Here is a 23,170-nt window from a genome sequence, read left to right as displayed (position 1 = left end):
AGCAGCTTCTAGAAAAGTACCAAAACTTATTATTGCTATCATTTTATCTGAGCCCTAGCTCAGTATAACAAAACGGCATTTTACACCGTTTAAATAAGTTGTTTAACAAAAACAGCGGGGCTCATCACAGATAAAAAAAGCATTAAAACCTTTAAGCGCCTGCAATACAGCTGATTAATACCAATTTAAATGCATTAAACAAATATAAAAAAAATCATAAATTTTTATTTTGTTGATGTTTTTTAAATAAAATTTAAACAATTTGTCAATATTATGTTTTAATTTAGATAAAAATCTAAAACTATTTACTATGAAAAATCTATTTAAAATCAGGAACCTGACCCTAATTCTGTCTCTTTTCGTTTTATTAATCTCATGTAATAATGACGATAAAACTACTCCTCCAGTTGACAACTCAATCACTGGACTTGCCTTAAAAACGCCGGACTTGAGTATTTTAGTTCAAGCACTACAAAGAACAGAACTTACAGCCACATTGCAGGCAAGTGGAACATATACCGTTTTTGCACCTACAAATACAGCATTTACGGCGTTTCTTGCATCAACCCCATATGCAACAATCAATGATGTGCCGAAAGCAGCATTGACCGAAATATTACTAAATCATGTTATTTCAACTAAACTGATGGCTACTGACCTAACCACTGGCTATATCAAAACATTAGCTAAAGGTACTGCGTCTACAACCAATACATTAAGCATGTATGTTAACACTACAGCCGGTGTGAAGTTAAATGGAGTAGCGACTGTCACAACTCCTAATATAATGGCCTCGAACGGCGTTATACATCTGGTGGACAAAGTCATTGGTTTACCAACTATTGTAACTCATGCAACTGCTAATCCTAATTTCACTTCATTAGTTGGTGCCTTAACCGGACCAAATCAGCCTGACTTCGTCACCGTTTTATCAGGAGCTGGTCCATTCACCGTTTTTGCGCCAACTAATACAGCATTTACTGCATTAAATACTGAATTAGCACCTGGCGGAATTGCAGGCGTTTCAGCGGCAAATTTGACTAAAGTATTACAATATCATGTAGTTAGCCCCGCGAATGTACTGGCAGCAACATTAACAGAAGGCCAAATAGTGACTCCTATTCTTAGTCCAGCTCAGACATTTACCATACAACTGAGTGGCGGCGCAAAAATTAAAGATGCTAATAACCGTAGTTCAAATATTGTGATTACAGACGTGCAATGTTCCAACGGCGTTATTCATGCAATAGACAAAGTTCTATTACCTTTATTATAAAACAGAAACAACTTAAAATAAAAAAGCTTCCGCAGTCGCGGAAGCTTTTTACTTCTATTTGTTTTTATCCTTTGCCTTTTGAGCTTCGGCTTGTTCCATAACTTCCTGAAGTTTTCGTTGGAACTTACCTTGTTTTTTAGGTTCTTTTAATTTGTTTTCTTGAATTTGAGCATGAATTTTATCACTATCAATTATATAATTCTTAATCACAAGCATAATTCCAATTGTAATAGAGTTAGAAACAAAATAATACAAACTCAATCCTGATGCATAACTATTAAAGAAAAATAACATCATTAATGGCGAAACATAAATCATGATTTTCATCATTTTAGCCATATCCGGCATACCTTCTTGCTGTGGTTGTGCCATTTGCTGATCACCAGTTGTCATTTTCATGTAAAAGAAGATAGCAATAGATGCTAAAATAGGAAACAAACTAATGTGATTTCCATATGCTGGAATATGAAACGGTAACTCATAAATGGAATCATAAGAAGACAAATCATTTGCCCACAGAAAACCTTCCTGTCTCAATCCTATTGCCGACGGGAAAAATTGAAACAAAGCATAAAAGACCGGCATTTGCAATAAACCAGGGACACAACCAGCCATTGGGTTCACTCCTGCTTTATTATACAGCTTCATTGTTTCTTGCTGCTTCTTCATTGGGTCTTTTTTGAATTTTTCCCCCAATTCATTAATTTCAGGTCTCAATACTTTCATTTTTGCTTGAGACAAAAATGATTTATATGTAATAGGAGATAAAACTAATTTAACCAATATGGTAAACAATATAATTGCCCATCCATGTTGTATAAACATACTTAAGAAACCATATACAGGAATAAATGCATGTCGATTGATCCAACCAAAAATACCCCAACCTAAAGCAACAATGTCTTCTATATTTCTATCGTAGCTTTTCAGTAATTTGTAATCCGTAGGACCGTAATACCAATTCATTTTTTGGTCAATTTCCCCATTTTTGAATGCTAAAGGGACAACCGCCTTAAATTGTTTAGTAAAAATAGTATCGGTTTCAGAATCTTTAACCAAATTATTAGAATAAAGTTCTGCTTTTTCAAAAGGAGTGTTTGTCAATAAAATAGAAGAGAAAAAATGCTGTTTATAAGCGATATAAGATACATCTTCAGCAGCTTCCGATTCATCATGACCCAGTCCAAGATAGTCGCTTTTACCATCCTCATGCTCATAGTACATTTCAGAATATCTGTTCTCAGTAGTCATACTTTTTTCATTCGTATATGACTTCAAATCCCATTCTAACTTTAATGGTTTGGATACATTCAGAACTTTATTTAACCCTTGCGAATGAATATCAAAATCAAGCATGTAATCATCAGCCTTCAACACGTATTTATATTCTAAATACTCATTTGCACCCGCTTTCAAACGCATGGCTAAAATTTGATCTTCACCATTTTTAGTCAACGTTGGTTCAAAATAAAGATCTTTAGTATTTAAAGTACGATTATCGCTTGTAAGCAATTGCACATTCAAATTAGCATTGTTGTCTTTTATCAATTTTACTAATTCTCCAGATCCTTTTTTAAATCTTTCAAAATTCTTTAAAGTAGCCTCTACAATATATCCACCCTTATTAGCAATTTTCAATTTTACTAATTTATTCTCGATTGTTGTATACGAATCATTTGCCGATGGAAGTGTTGCTGAATAAGCAAAATCACCTAAGCTTTTTTGAAGTTGAGCCAACTGTAAAGTATCTCCTGCAGTAATTACGGCTGGTGTAGCAGCCACTTTCGCTTCCGCTTCTTTAGTTTTAGCATCTTGAATCACCAATTCTTTCTTTACCTTATCAGCTGCAATATCAGCTTCAGTAGGCTGATTTTGCCACATTATCCAAAGTAATATCCCAAAAATCAAGACAAAACCAATTATCGAATTCGGGTCAAATTTTTTTCCTTCCATTATAATTTAATTCAAAGTTTAATGTTTTAAGTTCCTTTATTGAAACTTTCCACAATGAGAAATAGTCATTATCATTTTTAGTCATAGATAAACCGCAACTAAAAACGTATTACTGTATATTATTTTTTTCTTGCTTTTACCGCCGCTGCAACAAAATTCACGAAAAGTGGATGTGGGTTTGCCACAGTACTTTTATATTCTGGATGGTATTGCACACCGATGAAAAAAGGATGATCTTCTATTTCTACAATTTCAACCAAGCCTGTATCAGGATTTACTCCGGAAGCTTTTAAACCTGCTTTTTGTAATACATCAACAAATTTACTGTTGTACTCATAACGGTGACGGTGACGTTCAGAAATAGTGGTTTGACCATAAGCTTTATAAGCTAATGAATCTTGCTTAATCTCGCATTTCCAAGCTCCAAGACGCATTGTCCCTCCCTTTTCAGTTACGTTTTTTTGATCTTCCATCAAGTTAACAACAGGATACTTGGTTTGCTCATTCATTTCTGTTGAATTAGCATCTGCGTATCCTAATACGTTTCTTGAGTATTCAATTACAGCCATTTGCATTCCTAAACAAATTCCGAAAAAAGGAACTTTATTCTCACGTGCATAACGCACAGCTTCTATTTTTCCTTCGATTCCTCTTTCTCCAAAACCTGGCGCTACAAGTATACCGTCAAGACCTTTTAATTTCTCTTCAATATTTGCGGCATCAATATGTTCTGAATGAATAGAAATCACATTTACCTTAGTTTCATTCGAAGCGCCTGAATGTATAAAAGCTTCTAATATTGATTTATAACAATCCTGCATTTCTACATATTTCCCAATCAAACCAATATTCACAGTATGTTTTGGATTTTTTAATCTACGTAGAAAAATATTCCAGTTTTTTAAGTCTGGAGCTGCCTTTTTAGGCAAGTCCAATTTTTTTAACGCCACAACATCAAGTCCTTCTTCCAACATCAAATTAGGCACTTCATAAATAGTTGAAGCATCAATCGATTGAATAACTGCTTCTCTTTTCACATTACAGAACAACGCTAATTTGTTACGAATTTCATCCGAAATTTCATGCTCTGTTCTACAAACTAAAATATCTGCTTTAATACCGCTTTCCATCAACGTTTTCACAGAATGCTGTGTTGGTTTTGTTTTCAACTCCCCAGCAGCAGCTAAATAAGGTACTAAAGTCAAGTGAATTACAATAGCATTGTTTTCACCCATATCCCAAACCAGTTGACGAACTGATTCTATATAAGGTAAAGATTCAATATCCCCAACAGTACCACCAATTTCAGTGATAATAATATCATAATCACCTGAATTACCAAGCAATTGCATTCTATCTTTTATTTCATTGGTAATATGAGGTACCACTTGTACCGTTTTTCCAAGAAACTCTCCTCTTCTTTCTTTTTCAATAACTGAAAGATATATTCTTCCTGTAGTAACATTATTTGCTTGAGAAGTAGGAACATTCAAAAAACGCTCGTAATGTCCTAAGTCTAAATCCGTTTCAGCACCGTCATCAGTCACATAACATTCTCCGTGTTCATATGGGTTTAATGTTCCTGGATCAACATTTAAATAGGGGTCAAATTTTTGAATAGTCGCCCTATACCCTCGTGCTTGCAACAATTTTGCTAAAGATGCTGCAATAATTCCTTTCCCTAAAGAAGAAGTCACACCGCCAGTAACAAAAATATATTTCGTTTGATTCATTATGTTGTTGTTTGTATTGTAGTTGTGTAAAAAACTCGGCAAAAATACGATTATAAATTGAGAATATGCTAATTTACAAATGAGATAATTTGGAAAATTGACAATTGCTTAACCTCTTATCTTAAAAAGAAAAACCTCATTAATTTCTTAAATTAATGAGGTTTTGGATACCTTTTTTTAATATTTCGTATCAATTCTTCTAGTCCATTCAATTTCAACTCGTATATAAGCTTTAGCTGTTCCCCTAATTCTCCTTTTGGAAAACCTTTATTATGATACCATACCACATAGTACTCTGGAATATCAATAAGGTATTTTCCTTCGTATTTACCAAAAGGCATTTTAGTATGAGCTAACTTTATAAGTTGCTGTTGATTTTTATCCAAAATTCAAGATTTAAAGTTTAAGGTTCAACCTGAAACTAATTACTGATCATTAGCCTACTTCCCAGTAGAAAGTGATTCTTTTTTCTATTTCGGTATTCAAACTCAAGAAAACGGGACATGTCATCGCCGTTCTCTCCAGAATAGTTCTGTTTTTTTGATCAATGGCAATATTCATTTCAAATGAAATTTCAATCGCGCCAATTCTCCTGGGCTCCGCATTCATAATCTTAGTGACTGATGCTATAGCGCCAGTCATATCAATACCTAAATCACGGGCCTTGATCCCCATTACGGTCATCATACAGCTGGCCAAAGCATTTGCAACGGTATCGGTTGGTGAAAAAGCTTCACCTTTTCCTTGATTATCTAGAGGCGCATCAGAAATAATTTCGATTCCGGATTGAATGTGTATTGATGATGTTCTTAACTCACCCAAGTAGGTTACTTTTGACGTCATTAGTTCGCTTCTTTCAAAGTTAAATCACTATCGTAATACATAATAAACACCCCTTTATTTGTATAACCTCCATCAGGTTTTTTATAATACTCAAATTTATTCTCCACTTGTTTTGTGGCTGCAGAATTAACGGTTTCTTCCAAAGTTTTATCTTGCACTAATCGCATCATGGTATCAAAGGTCACATCAAAACCACGAGTCGCATAGTCACTTGGATAAATATTATTCACTTTTCTAAACTCTTTGTCAAAAATCACAGCTTCAGATGAGTTATTATCACGAGTGACTGAAGGATACATCAGCTTCAATTTTATTAGGTTCGAAAATTTAATTTCATCAGTGTCCAAGGTTTCATTTGGTTCTAAGATCACTAATTGCACTTTATATTCTGACATCGAACTAACCATTGCAGCAATTGTAGTTTTTATCATCCAGGTATTCCCCGTTTCCATGACTACATAATTCATTCTATCCTTAACCAGCATGCTTTTTAAGCTTTCAGCAGAAACACTTCCGTTCTCTTTGAATGCTACAAATGGCACATTCTTTTGATATTCCTTGATATACTGGACAATTGATTCTTTTTTTCGATCAACCACTGCCATAATATTTCCATTATGAGCTCTCATGTAATCAAACATAGCATTTTTAATCACTTCGTTTGTAGGTATAGTTTGATATAAATTATTAAAAGGATTCCCTACATCCTTTGATAATGGAGAAATTACCGGAACATTTCTTTCACTCAATAACTGAGCGGCAGTTTCAGCATTACTTTGATAAAAAGGTCCAATTATAACATTAGCAGTTGTAAGATTATTATTTCTGATAATGGACGCAACGTTTGAGCTATTTTTAGTTTCCTCAGAATCGTAAATTTCTACATCGACAGGAAGACCTAAAACTTTAGCAGAATCAATTGCAATCAGCGCTCCTGCATAGAAATCTAACGTCATGTTTAAAAACTTATCTTTTTTCAAACGATTTCCAGTAGAGTTTATCGTGTCTCCCTCAACTCTAGGTATATTAAATGGTAAAAGTAGCACCATTTTTTTACGACTTCCTAAACTGATTTTTTTTGACAAAGCTGTATATTCTTTTCTGTTCTCTTGCAAAGCGGCATCTTTATAAGGCACCTTCAAAATCATACCAATTTCAACTCCATTCTTAAGCTCTGGATTAAGCGCAATGAAATCTTCTTGACTCATGCCGAATGTTTTAGACAAACTATAAAGTGTTTCTTTAGGCTGAACCTCATAACTAGTATAAACTACCGCTACCTTTAATGGCTTTTGAATTACATCTTCTCTATTAGCTTCTAGCTGCTCAAGCACTTTAGCCGTTTTAGGCGTAGTTCCTTTTATTATCAATCGATACCCGATAGGCAAACCCGTTAAAATTTCTGGATTGCGCTTTTCAAGTTCTGCAATAGTAATTCCGTATTTTCGGGAAATGGAGTATTTAGTTTCTTTTGGAAGCACATCATGATAGATTAGCTTCTCATGAACTACAGCAGTATTTATTATTTTATTTTTCGCAGGAATAACAAGCGTTTGTCCTATTTGCAATCCTTCGTTTTCAAGAAATGGATTGGCTTTTTTCAATTCATCATCTGAAACCCCGTATTGTTTTTCAATACCATACAAAGTCTCTTTTGGCGTTACTAAATGTGTTATTGCTTGCACACTTGCTTTAACTGGAAGGCTTGTGATTTTACTAGACGATTTACTTGGAATCAATAAAACACTATTTGGCTTCAAGCCATTTTGCACATCTGGATTTAATTGATAAATATCAAACGGAGTAACATTATACTTGATTGCAATTTGAACTATCGTTTCTCCTTTTTCTACTTTATGCGTAATCGCTTTTTCTTGGGCAAAAACAGTATTGGTAATCATCACAATGGTAATACAAATCGCAAAAAAATACTTCATCATTTATATATTATAAAAGTTATTAAATCAAAGACAACAAAACGGTATCAAATTTTATTCCAAAATCTGATACCGTCTATATAAAGAACATTATAAATAAAAATTCTCAATGAAGAGAAGAAGCCGTACAGCCTACTCCCACTCAATAGTTGCTGGTGGTTTTGAGCTAATGTCATACACTACTCTATTCACACCTTTTACTTTATTTATGATATCATTAGAAACTTTCATCAAGAAATCATATGGTAAATGAACCCAGTCAGCTGTCATACCATCGGTAGATTCTACTGCACGAAGCGCCACTACTTTTTCGTAAGTACGCTCGTCACCCATTACACCCACACTATTTACAGGAAGTAGGATTGCTCCCGCTTGCCATACTTTATCATACAATCCCCAAGATTTTAATCCATCAATAAAGACAGCATCAACATCTTGTAGAATACTTACTTTCTCTGGCGTGATATCTCCTAAGATACGAATTGACAATCCAGGTCCAGGAAAAGGATGTCTTCCTAACAATTCAGCATCAATTCCTAAACTAGCTCCTACTCTACGCACTTCATCTTTAAAAAGCATACGAAGCGGCTCAACAATTTTCAATTTCATATAATCCGGTAAACCACCTACATTATGATGCGATTTTATAGTTGCTGATGGCCCTTTTACAGAAACGGATTCAATGACATCAGGATATATAGTACCTTGCGCTAACCATTTTACATCTTCAATTAGATGCGATTCATCATCAAAAACTTCGATAAAAACGCGTCCAATAATTTTACGTTTTGTTTCAGGATCACTAACTCCTGCCAATTCTGACAAGAAACGATCTCCAGCATCAACGCCTTTAACATTCAATCCCATTCCTTTGTATTGATCCAATACTTGAGCAAATTCGTTCTTACGAAGCAAGCCGTTATTAACAAAAATACAATATAAATTTTTACCAATTGCTTGATGCAATAAAACCGCTGCTACTGTAGAATCTACACCACCAGAAAGTCCAAGAACTACTTTATCGTCTTGAATCTTTTCTTTAAGCTCAGCAACCATATCCTCAACAAAAGCGTTAGGAGTAAAGTTTTGCGGAACTTCAGCAATTTTAACCAAGAAATTCTCTAGCATTTTTGACCCATCTGTAGAATGAAATACTTCAGGATGATATTGTAACGCATAGGTAGTTTCGCCTTCGATTTTATAAGCGGCAAATTCTACATCATGTGTACTAGCCAACTTTACCCCATTTGTAGGTAATGCTTTAATACTGTCGCTATGACTCATCCAGACCTGACTGTTAAGATCAACTCCTTCAAAGAAAGTTTCGTCTGGTTTTATATAAGACAAATTAGCCCTACCATACTCTCTTGTGTTTGAAGCAGCTACTTCACCACCACTAAAATGAGCTAAATACTGTGCTCCGTAACATACGGCAAGCATAGGTAGCTTTCCTCTAATTTGAGATAAATCTGGATGTGGTGCATCTTCTCCTCTAACAGAAAAAGGGCTACCTCCAAGAATTACGGCTTTATAAGGGGACAAATCACTCGGAAAATGATTGTATGGGAAAATTTCGCAGAATATATTTAATTCGCGAACTCTACGCGCAATAAGCTGTGTATATTGCGATCCGAAATCTAAAATAAGTACGTTGTGTTGCATGCGCAAAAATACTTTTTATATTCGGAATTGAAAAATTGAATTTTAAAAAAATTTATTTATTTTCAATCAGTAAATAATACTCCTTTAAAAACACATAAACTAAAAACAGATTTTCTACTGTAGCGTAACTGAACAGCTTAGATTAGTTTAAAATTACACTAATTATATTCACAATTTAAAAAAGTAAAGTCAAACCAAAATAATTCACAACTAACTGTATAAAAACAGATTACTCAAGAGTATAAATTAAACTAAACAATCAAAAAAACGGAAGCATCAGTAAAAAAAAAATAAATCCGTTTAATTATCTACTTTTACCTACTCAAATTTTAAAACAAATATTTTGAAAATAAAAAAAATTACGGCCATTGCCATTTTTGGTGTTTTAATTGCTTCTTGTAGTGTAATTGATAGTTTACTGACTTTTACGGTATCAAACCAAACCACTTTTAAAATTGCCAGCGGCTTCCCTCTAAACATTGCTTCTGAAATAGTTACACCCAATGTAACAACTAATTCAAGTGCCGTTTTTGACAACAACAATACAAAAGCAGACCTAGTAAAAGACGTAAAATTAGATGAGTTAAAATTGACAATTACAGACCCTGCTGATAAAACATTCAGTTTTCTTAAGTCAATACATATCTTTATATCAACAGATGCTAATGATGAAATTGAATTGGCTTATTTAGATAACATCAATTCTACTTCAAGTATCATTAATCTAATTTGCAGTTCGGAAAAACTAGACAAATACATTAAAGCTTCTTCCTATAAATTAAGGATAAAGGCTACCATTGGCGAGACGGTCACCAAAGATATTACAGTACGTTCTGATATGAAATTCAAGGTCACTGCTGATCCTTTTTAGTCCACAAGGGATAAAATAGGAACTCTTATTCTTTTATAAATGTAAATTTAGATTTAACCCCTGTATCAAAATTATTCCACAAGTCGGACATTAGCATATTTCCTTCGGCATCATAAATATAAAAAGCTCCTGTATTTCCGCCCAAAGCGCCGCGATTCAAAGCTTCTAACTCTAAATAATTTAACCCCTCCTGAAGTTCTATTTTTATGTCTTTAAAATTGGTGTCTAAGTACAAATTATTGGCTAAAACGGTACTCTTGTAATTGCGTATTATTGTCGCTTTTATTAAATCGCCATCAATAGCACCATAATCCCGTACTCGAATCATCAATGTTTTTGACTTGGTTCGAATGACTCCAAAGTTCAAATCCTTTACATTAAGATAGGAAGCATCCTCTTTTAATCCACTATTGACTAATGACTTATCAATACTTTTATTCATTTTATCCCGTACTTCATCCCCAGGATTAATAAAATCATTGGTTTGAATCATAGAAACAGGATCAGGATCGCCAATTTTAAAATTAGTGCTAGGAAATTTGAATTCTGGTTTTTTAAAAATATTGGGAGCTAGGATATCTGGAGGCGCAACCTTTAACGGGGCTGGTTTTTTACTTTTAATTCCTGTATCCAAAGGAGGTATTACTTTAAACTTATAACTAAACTCAGTTTGAGAATAGCCGTTTATTGCAATACACATTATAATAACCAATAATATCTGTTTCATTATACCACTTTGTTTTTAAATAATCTAAATATCAAGTTGCGACAAATATACCAAGCTTTCTATTTAGAAAACAAAACCTCTGGCGAACATTAAAAATTTTTAACCCTATCCGATTGAAAAACAACATTTATTCCTTTTCTACTATTATGGTAGCCATATAGCCTTGGCCTATATTCCATTGGCTAGCAGAAATTAATTTTCCTTTATCATCATACACCCTATACTCAGCTGTATTTGGAGCAGCAAAACCTTCATTTAACGCTTCAAAATCGATTCTGTTAACACCTTTTTCAAGCTTCACTTCAAATCCTTTAAAATCACCCTCCAAAATAACTTCATAATCTACAACCTTAAAATTCACATAAATCCTAATACGATCCCCGTCAACATAAGCGCCATCTCGATATTCCACTTTTGCTGTTTTAGAATTTGTCTTATAAATACCTAAATCTTGATTTCTTCGATACGCTTTAGAAGCCACAATGATTTCATTTTTAGGCACTATAAAATTGTTTTCTGGAAGTGGAGTCGGAACATAAGGCATAACTTTAGGTGGCCCAGGAATTGGCGGAACTACAGGTTTAATTTTCACCTCTTTACTTTTTGGAGGTATAGCTTTAAACTTATTGCTAATTTCAATTTGGGAATACCCTTTTACAGACAGTCCTAATATTAATATTAAAAAGAAAATTCGGTTCATAACACTTGTGTCTTGACTCATCATTTGTGTAATTTTTTTTTAAAAATAAAAAACCAATATTATAAAAACATAAAAATGGCATTCTTTAACTTTCCTTTATAACTTTATGTTTTCGAATTTATTACTTTTTGGCGATTAAAACACTTTATCAAAATCGAACTTTTTTCTATAAAATCGGTATTTTTTATTTTACTATTTTTCATAAATTGCAAAAAATATACCAATTTTCAAATTGGCCGGAATTACTTTACGAGCGGCCTTAAAAAATCAACGAAAAATGAAAAGAGAAAACATACTATCGGGTTCTCCTTGGGAGGATAAAATGGGATATTGTCGTGCTGTCAGAATAGGAAATAGCATTGAAGTTTCAGGAACAGTAGCCATAGTAGATGGTGAGAAAGTAAAATCTACTGATGCTTATGCTCAAACATTTAACATTCTTGAAAGAGTCGAAAAGGTACTTGAAGATTTAAATGCGAGCATGAAAGATGTCATTCGCACTAGAATATTTACGACTGACATAACTACTTTTGAGGATGTTGCCAAAGCACATTCCGCTTTCTTCAAGGACATCAAGCCAACAACTGGATTTTATGAAATCAGCAAATTGGTTGCTCCGGAATATCTCGTTGAAATAGAATTTACAGCCGTACTTCCTGAAAAGCACAATAATTTGGATGTATTGTAATACTTTAGCAAAATAGTATTTGGCAATTCCCCCTAAAGAAAAGAATGATTTCAGAAAAAATTATAAAAACAATATTGCTCTCCCTCAAATGGATTCTCATTTGTGTATTGATAGGCTTCTTCTCTGGTTCTGCTTCCGCATCTTTATTAGTGGCCTTAGAATGGGTGGCAGATTATAGGGGCGAAAACAGCTGGATAATTTGGTTTTTACCAATAGGAGGTCTACTTATAGGACTATCGTACCATTATTATGGATCATCTGCTGTAAGAGGGAATAATTTATTGTTAGAAGAATACGAAACTCCAAAAAAGACGATTCCATTAAAAATGGCCCCTTTAGTGCTCTTTGGAACCATAATTACCCATCTTTTTGGCGGATCAGCAGGACGTGAAGGAACTGCCGTACAAATGGGTGGCTCTATTGCTGACCAATTTACAGGGTTTTTTAAACTCGATAATTCAGACAGAAAGACAATGATCATCTTAGGGATAAGCGCAGGATTTGCTTCAGTTTTCGGAACGCCATTAGCGGGAGCTTTATTCGCTTTAGAGGTTTTGTACTTCAGCAAGGTCAGCTATAAAAGCATAATTTTATCTTTTTTGGTGGCATATATCGCCTACTTCACGGTTGAAATTTGGGCAGTAAAACACACTCATTATTCAATCCCCGTAGTTCCTGACATTAATATCAATATACTGCTTTGGATTATTCCAATTAGTATTTTATTTGGACTAGCAGCCATGCTCTTTTCCAGAAGCACTCATTTTTGGGGCACTTTATTCTCGAAGATTAAATACCCTCCTTTGCGTCCATTTGTTGGAGGAATTTTGTTTGCTATCGTTATTTACTTCCTAGGCACAACAAAATATTTGGGTTTAGGAGTTCCTATTATCGTGAATTCTTTTTCGACGCCTAGCGTGTATTATGATTTTTTAGCCAAAATATTATTCACGGGTTTTACTTTGGGCGCAGGTTTTAAAGGCGGTGAAGTCACTCCACTTTTCTTTATTGGTGCAACACTAGGAAGCGCATTGTCATTAGTTGTTCCTCTTCCAATTGCGCTATTGGCAGGAATGGGCTTTGTGGCTGTTTTCTCGGGAGCAACACATACACCTATCGCCTGTACCATTATGGGAATTGAGCTTTTTGGGATACAAAGTGCAGCTTACATCGGTATTGCCTGTTTTATTGCTTATTTAGCTTCAGGTTCCATTGGAATTTATCATTCTCAGATAGTTCGAGGTCCCAAATATCATTTATATCAAAAATTAAAAAGGAAAAAACTGGATAATTTCTAAATTAGTAAAACGTGTTATTTGCCAAATGATTTCAAACTTTACATTAAAAAATGTAATTTCGCAGACTATGAAAACACAAGACATTCAAGCGATAAAGTTGCTACTAGCAACACCAAAAAAAATTGCAATAATTCCACATAAAGGCCCTGATGGCGATGCTATGGGTTCGACTTTAGGATTATATCATTTTTTATTGAAAAATAATCATGAACCGACCGTCATTGCGCCAAATGAATTTCCCGATTTTCTGGCTTGGCTTCCAGGCTCAGAAACGGTTAAAATATTCGAAAAAGAAAGAGAAAATAGTGTAAAAATTCTTGAGGAGGCTGACTTGATTTTTACTTTAGATTTTAATGCTTTACACCGTGTGGGTGGTGGCATGGAAGAAGTATTAGCCGAAATGAAAGCGCCTTTCATCATGATCGACCACCATCAAAAACCGGATGATTATGCTGCTTACACTTATTCAGACACTTCCTTTGGTTCAACATGTGAAATGCTTTATAACTTCATTTCCTTTCTTGGAAAAAAAGAAGATATTGACAAAACAATTGGAACTTGTATCTACACTGGAATACTTACCGATTCTGGTTCGTTCCGTTTTCCGGGAACTACGGGAAACACACACCGAGTTGTTGCCGAATTAATAGATTTAGGTGTAGAAAACACAAAAATACCTACATTACTTTTTGAAAACAGCTCGTACAGCCGCTTGCAGCTGCTTGGAAGAGCACTTCAAAATCTAAAGGTTTTATCTGATCATCAAACAGCCTATACCACATTGACCCAAGAGGAACTAGACACCTTTGATTATATAAAAGGGGATACTGAAGGTATTGTAAACTACGGACTGAGTATAAAAGGGATTGTTTTCACAGCTATTTTCATCGAAAATAAAGACGAAAAAATCATCAAAATTTCATTCCGTTCTCAGGGTGACTTTGATGTTAACCAATTTGCAAGGGATCATTTTCAAGGTGGTGGACATCGCAATGCCGCTGGTGGAAAATCAGAAGTATCAATGGAGGAAACCATACGTAAATTTGAAGATCTAGTAACAAACCTAATGCTATAATAGATTATGAAATTCAGCCAATATATCGCAGTTCTATTTCTTATATCCGTTTTGCTGATTAGCTGCAAACAGCATCAGGAAGCAAGAAGACCGATTTCTCATACTTCTGGAACTTTCATGAAAAAGTCAGCGGAAAGAAATAAGAAGTTAGTAGCAAGTGAGGAATCTCGGCTTAAAGCCATCATGAAAAACAACCCTACCGTGGAATATTTCGCTTCGTCAAAAGGCTATTGGTATTCTTATGAAACCATGAACGAACTAGACACTCTAACTCCAAAAAAAGGGGATGTGGTATTCTTTGATTATGAGATAAAGGACATCGATGGAAATATAATATACTCCCAGTTAGAATTGAGACCTCAGACCTATTATGTAGATAAACAGGATATCATGATTGGATTAAGAGACGGTATCAAACTGATGCATAAAAATGAAACGGTGACTTTTCTTTTCCCATCACATATGGGATTTGGTTATCATGGAGACAATAAAAAGATAGGAGTAAACCAGCCCTTACTTTGCACAGTGACACTAAATGATTTCATGCCGGAATCTGTTTATAAAAAACAAAAGGAAGTTAAACCAGCTGTTGTGAAACTCCCTTTAGAAACAGTATCAAAGGATAGCACGCCTAAGCAAGCAACTGCTGTGAAAAAGCAAATTCAAAATATAAAACCAAAAGATTCCCTTAAATAATAAGTTAATTAATATCGATATGAAAAAAAGCATCCTATTAGTATTACTCGTAATTGCAACCTTCTATTCCTGTAACGAAGAAAACAGTAATCTTCCCGATGGTCTCTATGCTAAAATAGAAACAAGCAGGGGAGCCATTATTGTGGAGCTAGATTATAAAAAATCCCCTATAACAGTCGCTAATTTTGTTACTCTGGCAGAAGGAAAAAATGATTTTGTAACCAATGACAACTTGAAAGGAAAACCTTTTTATGATGGACTAAAATTTCATAGGGTTATTAAAGACTTTATGATTCAAACCGGGGATCCATTAGGTACCGGATCTGGTGATGCAGGCTACAAATTTAAAGATGAAATTAATGACTTGCGTTTTGATGGCGGTGGAGTTTTAGCTATGGCAAATAATGGTCCAGCAACCAATAGCAGCCAATTTTTTATCACGCACGTTTCAACGCCATGGTTAGACGGAAAACACACCATTTTTGGACATGTGGTAGATGAAGGAATGAATGTAGTAAACCTAGTTGAACAAAATGACTATATCAAGAAAGTTACTATCATTAGAAAAGGTGAGGCTGCAAAAAAGTTTAATGCAGTAAAAACATTTTACGACTACTTCTCAGTAGAATCGGAAAATCAAAAGAAAAAACTAGCTACAGATGCACAAAGCAAAAAAGCGTACGACGAAAAATACAAAGACGTTCGCGATGACAAAGTTAAATATTTTAATGCCTTAAAAAGCAAAGCAATGAAGACCTCAAGTGGTCTTAAATATGTTATCACCAAAAAAGCGGGAGGCAAAAAACCAGCAAAAGGAACAACAATCTACATTCATTATGCAGGCTTCCTAGAAGACGGCCAGCTTTTTGATACCAGTCTTGAAAGCGAAGCGAAAATATTTGGAAAATATGATCCTAATAGGGCCGCACAAAATGGCTATCAGCCTATTCCTTTTCAAGCAGGACGAAAAGACGGCATGATTCCTGGATTCATTGAAGGACTGGAAAAATTATCTATTGGAGATAAAGCAATATTATTTATACCTTCACATTTAGCCTATGGCGCAGGTGGCGCGGGAGATGTAATACCTCCAAATACTAATATTATTTTCGAAGTAGAACTCTTAGAATCAATGCCTCAATAAAAATTAGAATTTAAAAATAATAAAAAATGAAACTCAAACTTTTATTTTTAGTTTGCATAGGGATGCTAAACGCACAGGCACAGAGTATAAAAAAAACTGTTCCTGCAAAAAAAATTAGTACAACAACAAAGACCGTTGTTAAAAAGCCCATCGTTGTTGAAGGGATTTTTGCGACCATATCAACTAACAAAGGGGATATCACAGTACAGTTAGACTATCAAAAAGCACCCATCACTGTAGCAAATTTTGTTGCATTAGCGGAAGGAAAAAACACTTTTGTTACTGATGAAAAATTAAAAGGAAAACCTTTTTTTGATGGTTTAAAATTTCATCGCGTAATTAATGATTTCATGATTCAAACCGGAGACCCTACCGGAACTGGAGCAGGAGGTACTGGATTTGCTTTTAAAGATGAGTTTACCGATGTAAAGTTTGACAAAGGCGGTATATTGGCTATGGCCAATTCTGGTCCTGCTACAAATTCTAGTCAATTTTTTATTACGCACAAGGAGACTCCTTGGTTAAACGGCAAACACACCATTTTTGGTCATGTGACTGAAGGAATAGATATTGTAAATAGTGTCGTTCAAGGTGATGTAATAACCAAAATAACCATCTCAAGAAAAGGAGCTTCTGCAAAATATTTTGATGCACCAAAAGTATTTGCGAATTATTATACCAATAAAGAAGCAGATACTAAAAAACAAGCTGCTATAGAGGAAGAAACAAAAAGAAACCTTGCTCCTAAACAGACTGTTGTAATAGCCGCAAAAAAGGCATTTTTTGACGTAACAAAAACTACTGCAACAACTACAGAGTCTGGCTTGACGTATAAAATAATCCAAAAAGGAAGCGGAGTTAAACCAGTTGATGGTTCCACTTTCTATTTTCATTATGCAGGTTACTTTGAAGACGGAAACTTGTTTGATAGTAGCTATGAAGATGTTAACAAAGCCTACGGAAAGTATGACGAGCGCCGAGCTGCCCAAAATGGATACCAAGCCTTTCCATTCGAAGCTGGTAAAAAAGACGGCATGATTCCTGGCTTTATAGAGGGCTTAAGCCTCATGTCTTATGGAGATAAAACATTACTATTTATCCCAGCCAATTTGGCCTATGGTGAAAGAGGTGCAGGTGGTGTGATTCCACCAAATACAAACCTAATTTTCGAACTGGAGATGTTTGAAAAACCTACCCCTCCAAAAAAATAAAAAACAATATTTCTAAATAATCAAAAACCCGACAACTATTAGGTTGTCGGGTTTTTGTTTATTTCTTGTTCTGAAAGAAAAACTAGTTTAAAAGACAGAAGCCTTCCTTCTTGTTAATCTATTTCTTGCCAAATTTCCAGTCAAACTCATCCTTTTGATTGATGATTGCACCAATTTCAAATTTAACTACCTCATCAAATTCTGTTTGAAAAATAATCCAGTTTTCTTCATTAAAATAATTTTCGAAAGTATCAAATTCTTCTTGAGTGAATTTAGTAAGGCCTTTTTTAGAAAGCTCTTTCGTCATTTCAGCTATATTTCTATTGATAACCTTGTTCCCAAACAAATCCAATTCAGGACTTGAAGCTACCATATACCCTAATTTAAATTCTTCTTCTTTGTAGAATGTCAGGCGAATTTTCAGCTTGTTATAAGCAAAAATTACATTGTCATCTTCGTCCTTATAATTCCTATCCGGTTTACCATAAATTGCGGTAACATCCTTTTGTTTCATACCGAAAATGAGCTTGTCAATTCCGATTTTTAGATTTATTTTCATATCCTTTTATTTGACCGCAAAGTTCGCAAAGTTTTTGACAAACTACACTACATTAATATCAAATAATAAGGCACTAGAAAAGCATTCGAGATGCTTGAATTCTAAAGTTGATGTTTTTTTAAACCCAAAGCTTCTAGCTAGAACTTATAATTTTGTCTTTAAAACAAAAATATTAACTTAAATTAGCCATACAGTGCAACCGTTGTCAAAACGGATTTCCTCTTAAAAGCAAATCAAAAGCCTTTTGGATTATATTGCCTTATTGCCAATTTTTCCAAATCTTAAACATTGCAAAAACATTAAAGCAAAATTTATTTTATGAAGCTGCCAATCAAAGACAAAAAATTTCTCGTTTTACTTTTCTCAATTTCTATAGTTGTTGTCTTAGAGATTTTATCCCTAATAGGCATTCACATTCCACTACCCTATGGCCCTTTTATTTTTGCCGCTTTTATTATTGGTATCGGTCATGAAGTTTTGATCGATGGAATAAAAGCTATTTTTAAGCTTAACTTCAGTAGCATCAATTTACTGATGACAATTGCTGTTTTTGCTGCATTCTATTTAGGAGAATATCCGGAGGCAGCTGTAGTGATTGTGCTGTATGTCTTGGGTGAACGACTGGAAGACATTGGCCTTGAAAATTCGAAATCGGCCTTAGACAAATTAGTAAGCCTCGCTCCAAAAACGGCTTTCGTAAAAACTGAAAATAAAAAAATCCCAATAAACAAAATAGCTGTTGGTACAATCATTCAGGTTAAACCAGGCGAAATGATTCCGCTTGACGGTAAAATAATTTCAGGAGAAACTACTGTTGACGAAGCTGCAATTACTGGCGAACCTATACCAAAAGACAAACATCCTGGTGACCATTTATTTGCGGGGACACTAAACAAAGACAGTTTTATTGAAATTGAGACCAGTAAACTTTCTATCGATACCACTTTTTCCAAAATTATCCGGCTCACCTTTGAAGCTGCGGCAGCTAAAAGCGACACCCAAAAATTTATTCAACGATTTTCGAAATTTTACACTCCAACAATTATCGCCATGGCAGTACTTGTTTTTGCAATACCCGTTTTTATACTGCATTTGGATTTTGATATTTGGCTAAACCAAGCCATCACACTTTTAGTAATAGCCTGCCCCTGTGCTCTGGTTATTTCCACGCCCGTTGCAATCTATGCGGCTATTGGTAATGCTTCCGCAAAAGGTGCTCTTATAAAAGGAGGGAAACATATCGAATCCATGGCGAGTATAAAAGCCGTTGCCCTAGACAAAACTAGAACCATCACTTATGGTAATCCAATCGTTTCCGATGTTTTCCCATTAAATGGAACTAGTCGAGACGAATTGTTGGCTTGTACTGCTGGGACCGAACTATTTTCTGAACATCCATTAGCACAAGCAATTGTCACTGCCAGCAGAAAAGAAGGTTTTGAACCACACAAAGCGGAAGCTTTTAAAAGTATTATGGGAAAAGGGGCTATCGCAAAATGTTTAGTTTGTGAAGACGAAACCGTTTATGTAGGCAAACTTGAATTTATAAAAGAATATCATGAGGTCAATGACAAAGCAGAACAAATAGTGGAACAGCTTGCCAAAGAAGGAAAAACAAGCGTAGTTGTTAGTTTTGGCAATGGTGTAGCTGGTATTATAGGTTTAACTGATGAAATTAAACCGGACAGTGCTTCCGCAATGAAAGAGTTACAAGCTCTAAACATCAAATTAATAATACTAACTGGTGATAGCCAAAAAGCAGCTCAATATGTCGCAGGGCAAGTGGGAATAGACAAAGTATTTGGTGGTTTACTGCCAGAAGACAAATCAGAGAAAATAAAAGAACTATTGAAGGAATTTGGTGGTGTGGCTATGGTAGGTGACGGAATAAACGATGCGCCGGCTTTGGCATTAAGTACCGTGGGAATTGCAATGGGAGCAGCTGGGAGTGATACCGCAATTGAAACTGCCAATATTGCCCTAATGAACGATAAACTTTCTCTTATCCCCTTTCTTATTCGTCTTAGCAAAAAAACTTTGGCTAGAATAAAATTCAATACCATTGGAGCCATTGTAGTTAAGCTTGTTTTCATCACGCTCGCTTTTATGGGATACAGTAATTTGGTTTTTGCGATTGCTGCGGATGTTGGTGTTACTTTGATTGTTATTTTACTGAGCTTAAATTTGATGAAATTTGAGAGTTCCAATTCATAAACTAGAACTAGAAAAAAACCGAATAAAAAAACAAGCAACTAATTAGTTTTAAGATAAGCTACTTCAGAAATCAAATACCAACAAAAAAACTTACAATATTTTGATTAGGTTATCCTTAACACTATCAAACCATTCTGATTTGAGTATGCTTAAAATAATTGTATCCCTGCGCATATCACTATCGCAAGTGGGCATATGATTCCTTAAAACGCCTTCTTCTTTACAACCGATACTTTTCATGGCGGCGATACTGCGAGCATTATTATTGTCAGCCCTAAACTCAACTCGTTCCATGCCCAATTCTTCGAAAGCAAATCGCAACAATAAAAATTTGCAGTGTTTGTTTAATCCCGTTCCTCGAAACTGTTTCCCGTACCAAGTAAAGCCTAACAACAGTGTTTTAAAATCTTGATTAATATCATAGAAACGACTGCTTCCGGCATATTTTCCACTTTTCTTATCGAAAACAATAAAGGAGAATTGCGTTTTGTTTTCTCTGGCTTTAACGGCCAATTGAATATAGTTGATCAAGTTTTGCTTCCCATTTGCCTGAACTAAAGAATACTCCCATGTTTCGGGCTCATTGAGGGAAATCTCTAATAAATTATCAACATCAGCTATTTGTAATGGGCGAAGTAAAACCTGTTCGTCTTCAAGAACTAGATCTTGGGAAAAATTAAAATTCATCTGAGATAATTTAAATCATTATTTATGAACCGGACTTTTATGAAATATAAAAGCATTAAGAAAATTAAGAAAAGATACTTAATAAACTTAATGCCTTATGCATTTTAACGAAACAGGAATTTATTCACTCATTTCATCGTAACGCTCGGGAACTTGTGGATCATAAAGCGGACATTTGAATTCTTCCATTATGCTTACCAACTTATCCATTGTCTTTCCTTCGGTACCGTAGCAATCAATTTTTATACTTTGTGAAGTCGTTCTTATATGAAAAGCACCTACTCCGTCATTGTTTTTCCAACTAGAGTCATCTACTTTTTCCCATTTTGAGAATACAGAAGCGATTCTATTCAAGATGACCTGAACAGGAAGTATTTCTAAGCCTTCGATCTCTGCTTGTTCTTCTGAAATGGTTTCATAAACCTCGTGATGGTTTAAATAGACTTCGTCTAAATATTTCCAAAATACTAATTCGTACATACTATTTATTTTTAGCCCCGATAGCAGCGGCATCCTTTATGTTCTTTCTTTAAGAACATAAAGATAGAGCGGAGAGCGGGATTAGCTTCTTAGACAAAATCTTATATTAATATTCAAAAACTCCATATTCACTGCTGATTGTCAATTTCTTGCTATCGGCTGCTTCAACTCTACCTACAATTTGTGCATCAACATTGAATGACTTAGAAATCGCGATAATATCTTGTGTAACAGCTTCAGGAACATAAACTTCCATACGGTGCCCACAGTTGAAAACTTGGTACATTTCCTTCCAATCTGTTTTTGACTGCTCTTGTATCAGTTGGAAAAGTGGTGGGACTGGAAATAAATTATCCTTTATGATGTGTAAGTTTTGTACAAAATGCAAAATCTTAGTTTGCGCTCCTCCACTACAATGCACCATTCCATGAATGTTATCAGATGAGTATTTATCTAAAATTTTCTTGATAATTGGCGCATAAGTTCTGGTAGGCGAAAGTACTAATTGACCTGCGTCAATAGGTGAGTTTTCAACAGTATCAGTTAACTTAACTTGCCCCGAATAGATTAACTCTTCCGGAACTGCTGCATCAAAACTTTCTGGATATTTAGTTGCCAAATATTTTTCGAAAACATCATGACGTGCCGATGTTAATCCGTTGCTTCCCATTCCGCCATTATAGCTTTTCTCATAAGTAGCTTGGCCAAAAGAAGCCATACCCACGATTACGTCACCTGCTTTAATGTTTGCATTATCTATTACTTTTGAACGTTTCATACGAGCCGTCACAGTAGAATCTACAATGATCGTACGAACGATATCACCCACGTCAGCAGTTTCACCTCCGGTAGAGTGAATGGTTACACCAAAAGAATCTAGTTCTTTGATCAACTCCTCGGTTCCATTAATAATCGCTGATAAAACTTCACCTGGAATCAAATTCTTATTTCTTCCGATTGTGGAAGAAAGTAAAATGTTATCCGTTGCCCCTACACATAATAAATCGTCAATATTCATGATTAATGCGTCTTGAGCGATTCCTTTCCAAACAGAAATATCTCCTGTTTCTTTCCAGTACATATAAGCCAAAGATGATTTAGTTCCTGCCCCATCAGCATGCATGATCAAGCAATAGTCCTCGTCTTGGGTTAAATAATCCGGAACGATTTTACAAAATGCTTGAGGAAACAATCCCTTGTCAATATTTTTTATGGCATTATGCACATCTTCTTTGGATGCCGAAACACCGCGTTGCGCATATCTTTTTGAAGTATCTGAACTCATGTAGTGTAGTTGTGTATGTTGTTTTTAGGCAACTGGGTTGTGCGGCAAAGATAAATATTTTTTTTGGGTTTCGCCTATTGGGATATAGGAAGTGTTTTAGGAAAAAATAGCTTTTTAACAAAAAAAATGCC

At 34.9% G+C, this 23,170-nt stretch carries 21 protein-coding genes; 9 read left to right on the top strand and 12 right to left on the bottom strand.

Annotated elements, in window-relative coordinates; all coding sequences use genetic code 11:
• The first annotated feature begins 310 nt into the window (after positions 1 to 310).
• The gene (locus tag HJ01_RS08705; RefSeq protein ID WP_007138006.1) at positions 311 to 1,276 is read left to right on the top strand and encodes a fasciclin domain-containing protein; all 966 of its coding nucleotides are present in this window, start codon (positions 311 to 313) and stop codon (positions 1,274 to 1,276) included.
• 54 nt (positions 1,277 to 1,330) lie between these two features.
• Here HJ01_RS08705 and yidC read toward each other — a convergent pair whose 3' ends face one another.
• From yidC to guaA, 6 genes are all read right to left on the bottom strand, one after another.
• Positions 1,331 to 3,229 (bottom strand): membrane protein insertase YidC, encoded by a 1,899-nt coding sequence (gene yidC / locus HJ01_RS08700; RefSeq protein ID WP_007138005.1) that lies wholly within the window; start codon positions 3,227 to 3,229, stop codon positions 1,331 to 1,333.
• Positions 3,230 to 3,348: 119 nt separating this feature from the next.
• Positions 3,349 to 4,962 (bottom strand): CTP synthase, encoded by a 1,614-nt coding sequence (locus HJ01_RS08695; RefSeq protein ID WP_007138004.1) that lies wholly within the window; start codon positions 4,960 to 4,962, stop codon positions 3,349 to 3,351.
• Between the two features lie 152 nt (positions 4,963 to 5,114).
• Positions 5,115 to 5,348 (bottom strand): DUF3820 family protein, encoded by a 234-nt coding sequence (locus HJ01_RS08690; protein WP_007138003.1) that lies wholly within the window; start codon positions 5,346 to 5,348, stop codon positions 5,115 to 5,117.
• A gap of 49 nt (positions 5,349 to 5,397) precedes the next feature.
• On the bottom strand, positions 5,398 to 5,805 hold the full coding sequence (locus HJ01_RS08685; protein ID WP_007138002.1) for an OsmC family protein: 408 nt from the start codon (positions 5,803 to 5,805) through the stop codon (positions 5,398 to 5,400).
• Entirely contained in the window at positions 5,805 to 7,745 is a 1,941-nt protein-coding gene (locus HJ01_RS08680) for a LysM peptidoglycan-binding domain-containing protein (protein ID WP_007138001.1), read from the bottom strand. Before HJ01_RS08680 ends, HJ01_RS08685 begins: the two co-directional genes overlap by 1 nt.
• A gap of 129 nt (positions 7,746 to 7,874) precedes the next feature.
• Positions 7,875 to 9,404, bottom strand: coding sequence for a glutamine-hydrolyzing GMP synthase (gene guaA / locus HJ01_RS08675; RefSeq protein WP_040473795.1), 1,530 nt, complete (start codon positions 9,402 to 9,404; stop codon positions 7,875 to 7,877).
• A gap of 343 nt (positions 9,405 to 9,747) precedes the next feature.
• On the opposite strand from guaA, the gene HJ01_RS08670 reads away from it, so the two are divergent.
• The gene (locus tag HJ01_RS08670) at positions 9,748 to 10,275 is read left to right on the top strand and encodes a hypothetical protein (RefSeq protein WP_007137999.1); all 528 of its coding nucleotides are present in this window, start codon (positions 9,748 to 9,750) and stop codon (positions 10,273 to 10,275) included.
• A 25-nt stretch (positions 10,276 to 10,300) separates the two neighbouring features.
• Here the strand turns inward: HJ01_RS08670 and HJ01_RS08665 are convergent, their stop codons facing one another.
• Together HJ01_RS08665 and HJ01_RS08660 are read right to left on the bottom strand one after the other, a co-directional pair.
• Positions 10,301 to 11,002 carry a hypothetical protein gene (locus HJ01_RS08665; RefSeq protein ID WP_007137998.1) on the bottom strand — a complete coding sequence of 234 codons (702 nt, stop codon included), beginning with the start codon at positions 11,000 to 11,002 and terminating at the stop codon, positions 10,301 to 10,303.
• 127 nt (positions 11,003 to 11,129) lie between these two features.
• The gene (locus tag HJ01_RS08660) at positions 11,130 to 11,726 is read right to left on the bottom strand and encodes a hypothetical protein (protein ID WP_007137997.1); all 597 of its coding nucleotides are present in this window, start codon (positions 11,724 to 11,726) and stop codon (positions 11,130 to 11,132) included.
• 253 nt (positions 11,727 to 11,979) lie between these two features.
• Between HJ01_RS08660 and HJ01_RS08655 the strand changes: the two genes are divergently transcribed.
• From HJ01_RS08655 to HJ01_RS08630, 6 genes are all read left to right on the top strand, one after another.
• Positions 11,980 to 12,390 carry a RidA family protein gene (locus tag HJ01_RS08655; protein WP_007137996.1) on the top strand — a complete coding sequence of 137 codons (411 nt, stop codon included), beginning with the start codon at positions 11,980 to 11,982 and terminating at the stop codon, positions 12,388 to 12,390.
• 44 nt (positions 12,391 to 12,434) lie between these two features.
• Positions 12,435 to 13,688, top strand: coding sequence for a voltage-gated chloride channel family protein (locus HJ01_RS08650; protein WP_007137995.1), 1,254 nt, complete (start codon positions 12,435 to 12,437; stop codon positions 13,686 to 13,688).
• 67 nt (positions 13,689 to 13,755) lie between these two features.
• Positions 13,756 to 14,763, top strand: a complete 1,008-nt coding sequence (locus tag HJ01_RS08645) for a DHH family phosphoesterase (RefSeq protein WP_040473814.1) — start codon at positions 13,756 to 13,758, stop codon at positions 14,761 to 14,763.
• Positions 14,764 to 14,769: 6 nt separating this feature from the next.
• Positions 14,770 to 15,459: a gliding motility-associated peptidyl-prolyl isomerase GldI gene (gldI, locus tag HJ01_RS08640; protein WP_007137993.1), complete on the top strand. Its 690-nt coding sequence runs from the start codon at positions 14,770 to 14,772 to the stop codon at positions 15,457 to 15,459.
• A 19-nt stretch (positions 15,460 to 15,478) separates the two neighbouring features.
• Positions 15,479 to 16,603 (top strand): peptidylprolyl isomerase, encoded by a 1,125-nt coding sequence (locus tag HJ01_RS08635; RefSeq protein WP_007137992.1) that lies wholly within the window; start codon positions 15,479 to 15,481, stop codon positions 16,601 to 16,603.
• Between the two features lie 26 nt (positions 16,604 to 16,629).
• Positions 16,630 to 17,814, top strand: coding sequence for a peptidylprolyl isomerase (locus tag HJ01_RS08630; RefSeq protein WP_007137991.1), 1,185 nt, complete (start codon positions 16,630 to 16,632; stop codon positions 17,812 to 17,814).
• 118 nt (positions 17,815 to 17,932) lie between these two features.
• On the opposite strand, the gene HJ01_RS08625 is transcribed toward HJ01_RS08630, so the two are convergent.
• Positions 17,933 to 18,373, bottom strand: coding sequence for a hypothetical protein (locus tag HJ01_RS08625; RefSeq protein ID WP_007137990.1), 441 nt, complete (start codon positions 18,371 to 18,373; stop codon positions 17,933 to 17,935).
• A gap of 318 nt (positions 18,374 to 18,691) precedes the next feature.
• Here HJ01_RS08625 and HJ01_RS08620 point away from each other — a divergent pair, with 318 nt between their 5' ends.
• Positions 18,692 to 20,587, top strand: coding sequence for a heavy metal translocating P-type ATPase (locus HJ01_RS08620; RefSeq protein WP_007137989.1), 1,896 nt, complete (start codon positions 18,692 to 18,694; stop codon positions 20,585 to 20,587).
• A gap of 90 nt (positions 20,588 to 20,677) precedes the next feature.
• Here HJ01_RS08620 and HJ01_RS08615 read toward each other — a convergent pair whose 3' ends face one another.
• From HJ01_RS08615 to HJ01_RS08605, 3 genes are all read right to left on the bottom strand, one after another.
• Positions 20,678 to 21,274 (bottom strand): GNAT family N-acetyltransferase, encoded by a 597-nt coding sequence (locus HJ01_RS08615; RefSeq protein WP_007137988.1) that lies wholly within the window; start codon positions 21,272 to 21,274, stop codon positions 20,678 to 20,680.
• 120 nt (positions 21,275 to 21,394) lie between these two features.
• Positions 21,395 to 21,754, bottom strand: a complete 360-nt coding sequence (locus HJ01_RS08610) for a hypothetical protein (protein ID WP_007137987.1) — start codon at positions 21,752 to 21,754, stop codon at positions 21,395 to 21,397.
• Positions 21,755 to 21,860: 106 nt separating this feature from the next.
• Complete coding sequence (locus HJ01_RS08605; protein ID WP_007137986.1) at positions 21,861 to 23,039, bottom strand: AIR synthase related protein; 1,179 nt, start codon at positions 23,037 to 23,039, stop codon at positions 21,861 to 21,863.
• Positions 23,040 to 23,170: the final 131 nt, after the last annotated feature.

The sequence above is a fragment of the Flavobacterium frigoris PS1 genome, assembly GCF_000252125.1.
Classification (GTDB): domain Bacteria; phylum Bacteroidota; class Bacteroidia; order Flavobacteriales; family Flavobacteriaceae; genus Flavobacterium; species Flavobacterium frigoris_A.
Note: the sequence above shows the minus strand (reverse complement) of the source record. Positions and strands in the feature narration are given on the sequence as shown.

Excerpts from the sequence above, each read along its gene's own strand:
- HJ01_RS08615 (WP_007137988.1), bottom strand. The coding sequence starts at position 21,274 with ATGAATTTTAATTTTTCCCAAGATCTAGTTCTTGAAGACGAACAGGTT.
- HJ01_RS08650 (WP_007137995.1), top strand. The coding sequence starts at position 12,435 with ATGATTTCAGAAAAAATTATAAAAACAATATTGCTCTCCCTCAAATGG.
- guaA (WP_040473795.1), bottom strand. The coding sequence starts at position 9,404 with ATGCAACACAACGTACTTATTTTAGATTTCGGATCGCAATATACACAG.
- HJ01_RS08625 (WP_007137990.1), bottom strand. The coding sequence starts at position 18,373 with ATGAAAATAAATCTAAAAATCGGAATTGACAAGCTCATTTTCGGTATG.
- HJ01_RS08605 (WP_007137986.1), bottom strand. The coding sequence starts at position 23,039 with ATGAGTTCAGATACTTCAAAAAGATATGCGCAACGCGGTGTTTCGGCA.
- HJ01_RS08660 (WP_007137997.1), bottom strand. The coding sequence starts at position 11,726 with ATGATGAGTCAAGACACAAGTGTTATGAACCGAATTTTCTTTTTAATA.
- HJ01_RS08705 (WP_007138006.1), top strand. The coding sequence starts at position 311 with ATGAAAAATCTATTTAAAATCAGGAACCTGACCCTAATTCTGTCTCTT.
- HJ01_RS08610 (WP_007137987.1), bottom strand. The coding sequence starts at position 21,754 with ATGTACGAATTAGTATTTTGGAAATATTTAGACGAAGTCTATTTAAAC.
- HJ01_RS08695 (WP_007138004.1), bottom strand. The coding sequence starts at position 4,962 with ATGAATCAAACGAAATATATTTTTGTTACTGGCGGTGTGACTTCTTCT.
- HJ01_RS08665 (WP_007137998.1), bottom strand. The coding sequence starts at position 11,002 with ATGAAACAGATATTATTGGTTATTATAATGTGTATTGCAATAAACGGC.
- HJ01_RS08645 (WP_040473814.1), top strand. The coding sequence starts at position 13,756 with ATGAAAACACAAGACATTCAAGCGATAAAGTTGCTACTAGCAACACCA.
- HJ01_RS08630 (WP_007137991.1), top strand. The coding sequence starts at position 16,630 with ATGAAACTCAAACTTTTATTTTTAGTTTGCATAGGGATGCTAAACGCA.
- HJ01_RS08685 (WP_007138002.1), bottom strand. The coding sequence starts at position 5,805 with ATGACGTCAAAAGTAACCTACTTGGGTGAGTTAAGAACATCATCAATA.
- gldI (WP_007137993.1), top strand. The coding sequence starts at position 14,770 with ATGAAATTCAGCCAATATATCGCAGTTCTATTTCTTATATCCGTTTTG.
- yidC (WP_007138005.1), bottom strand. The coding sequence starts at position 3,229 with ATGGAAGGAAAAAAATTTGACCCGAATTCGATAATTGGTTTTGTCTTG.
- HJ01_RS08620 (WP_007137989.1), top strand. The coding sequence starts at position 18,692 with ATGAAGCTGCCAATCAAAGACAAAAAATTTCTCGTTTTACTTTTCTCA.
- HJ01_RS08635 (WP_007137992.1), top strand. The coding sequence starts at position 15,479 with ATGAAAAAAAGCATCCTATTAGTATTACTCGTAATTGCAACCTTCTAT.
- HJ01_RS08655 (WP_007137996.1), top strand. The coding sequence starts at position 11,980 with ATGAAAAGAGAAAACATACTATCGGGTTCTCCTTGGGAGGATAAAATG.
- HJ01_RS08680 (WP_007138001.1), bottom strand. The coding sequence starts at position 7,745 with ATGATGAAGTATTTTTTTGCGATTTGTATTACCATTGTGATGATTACC.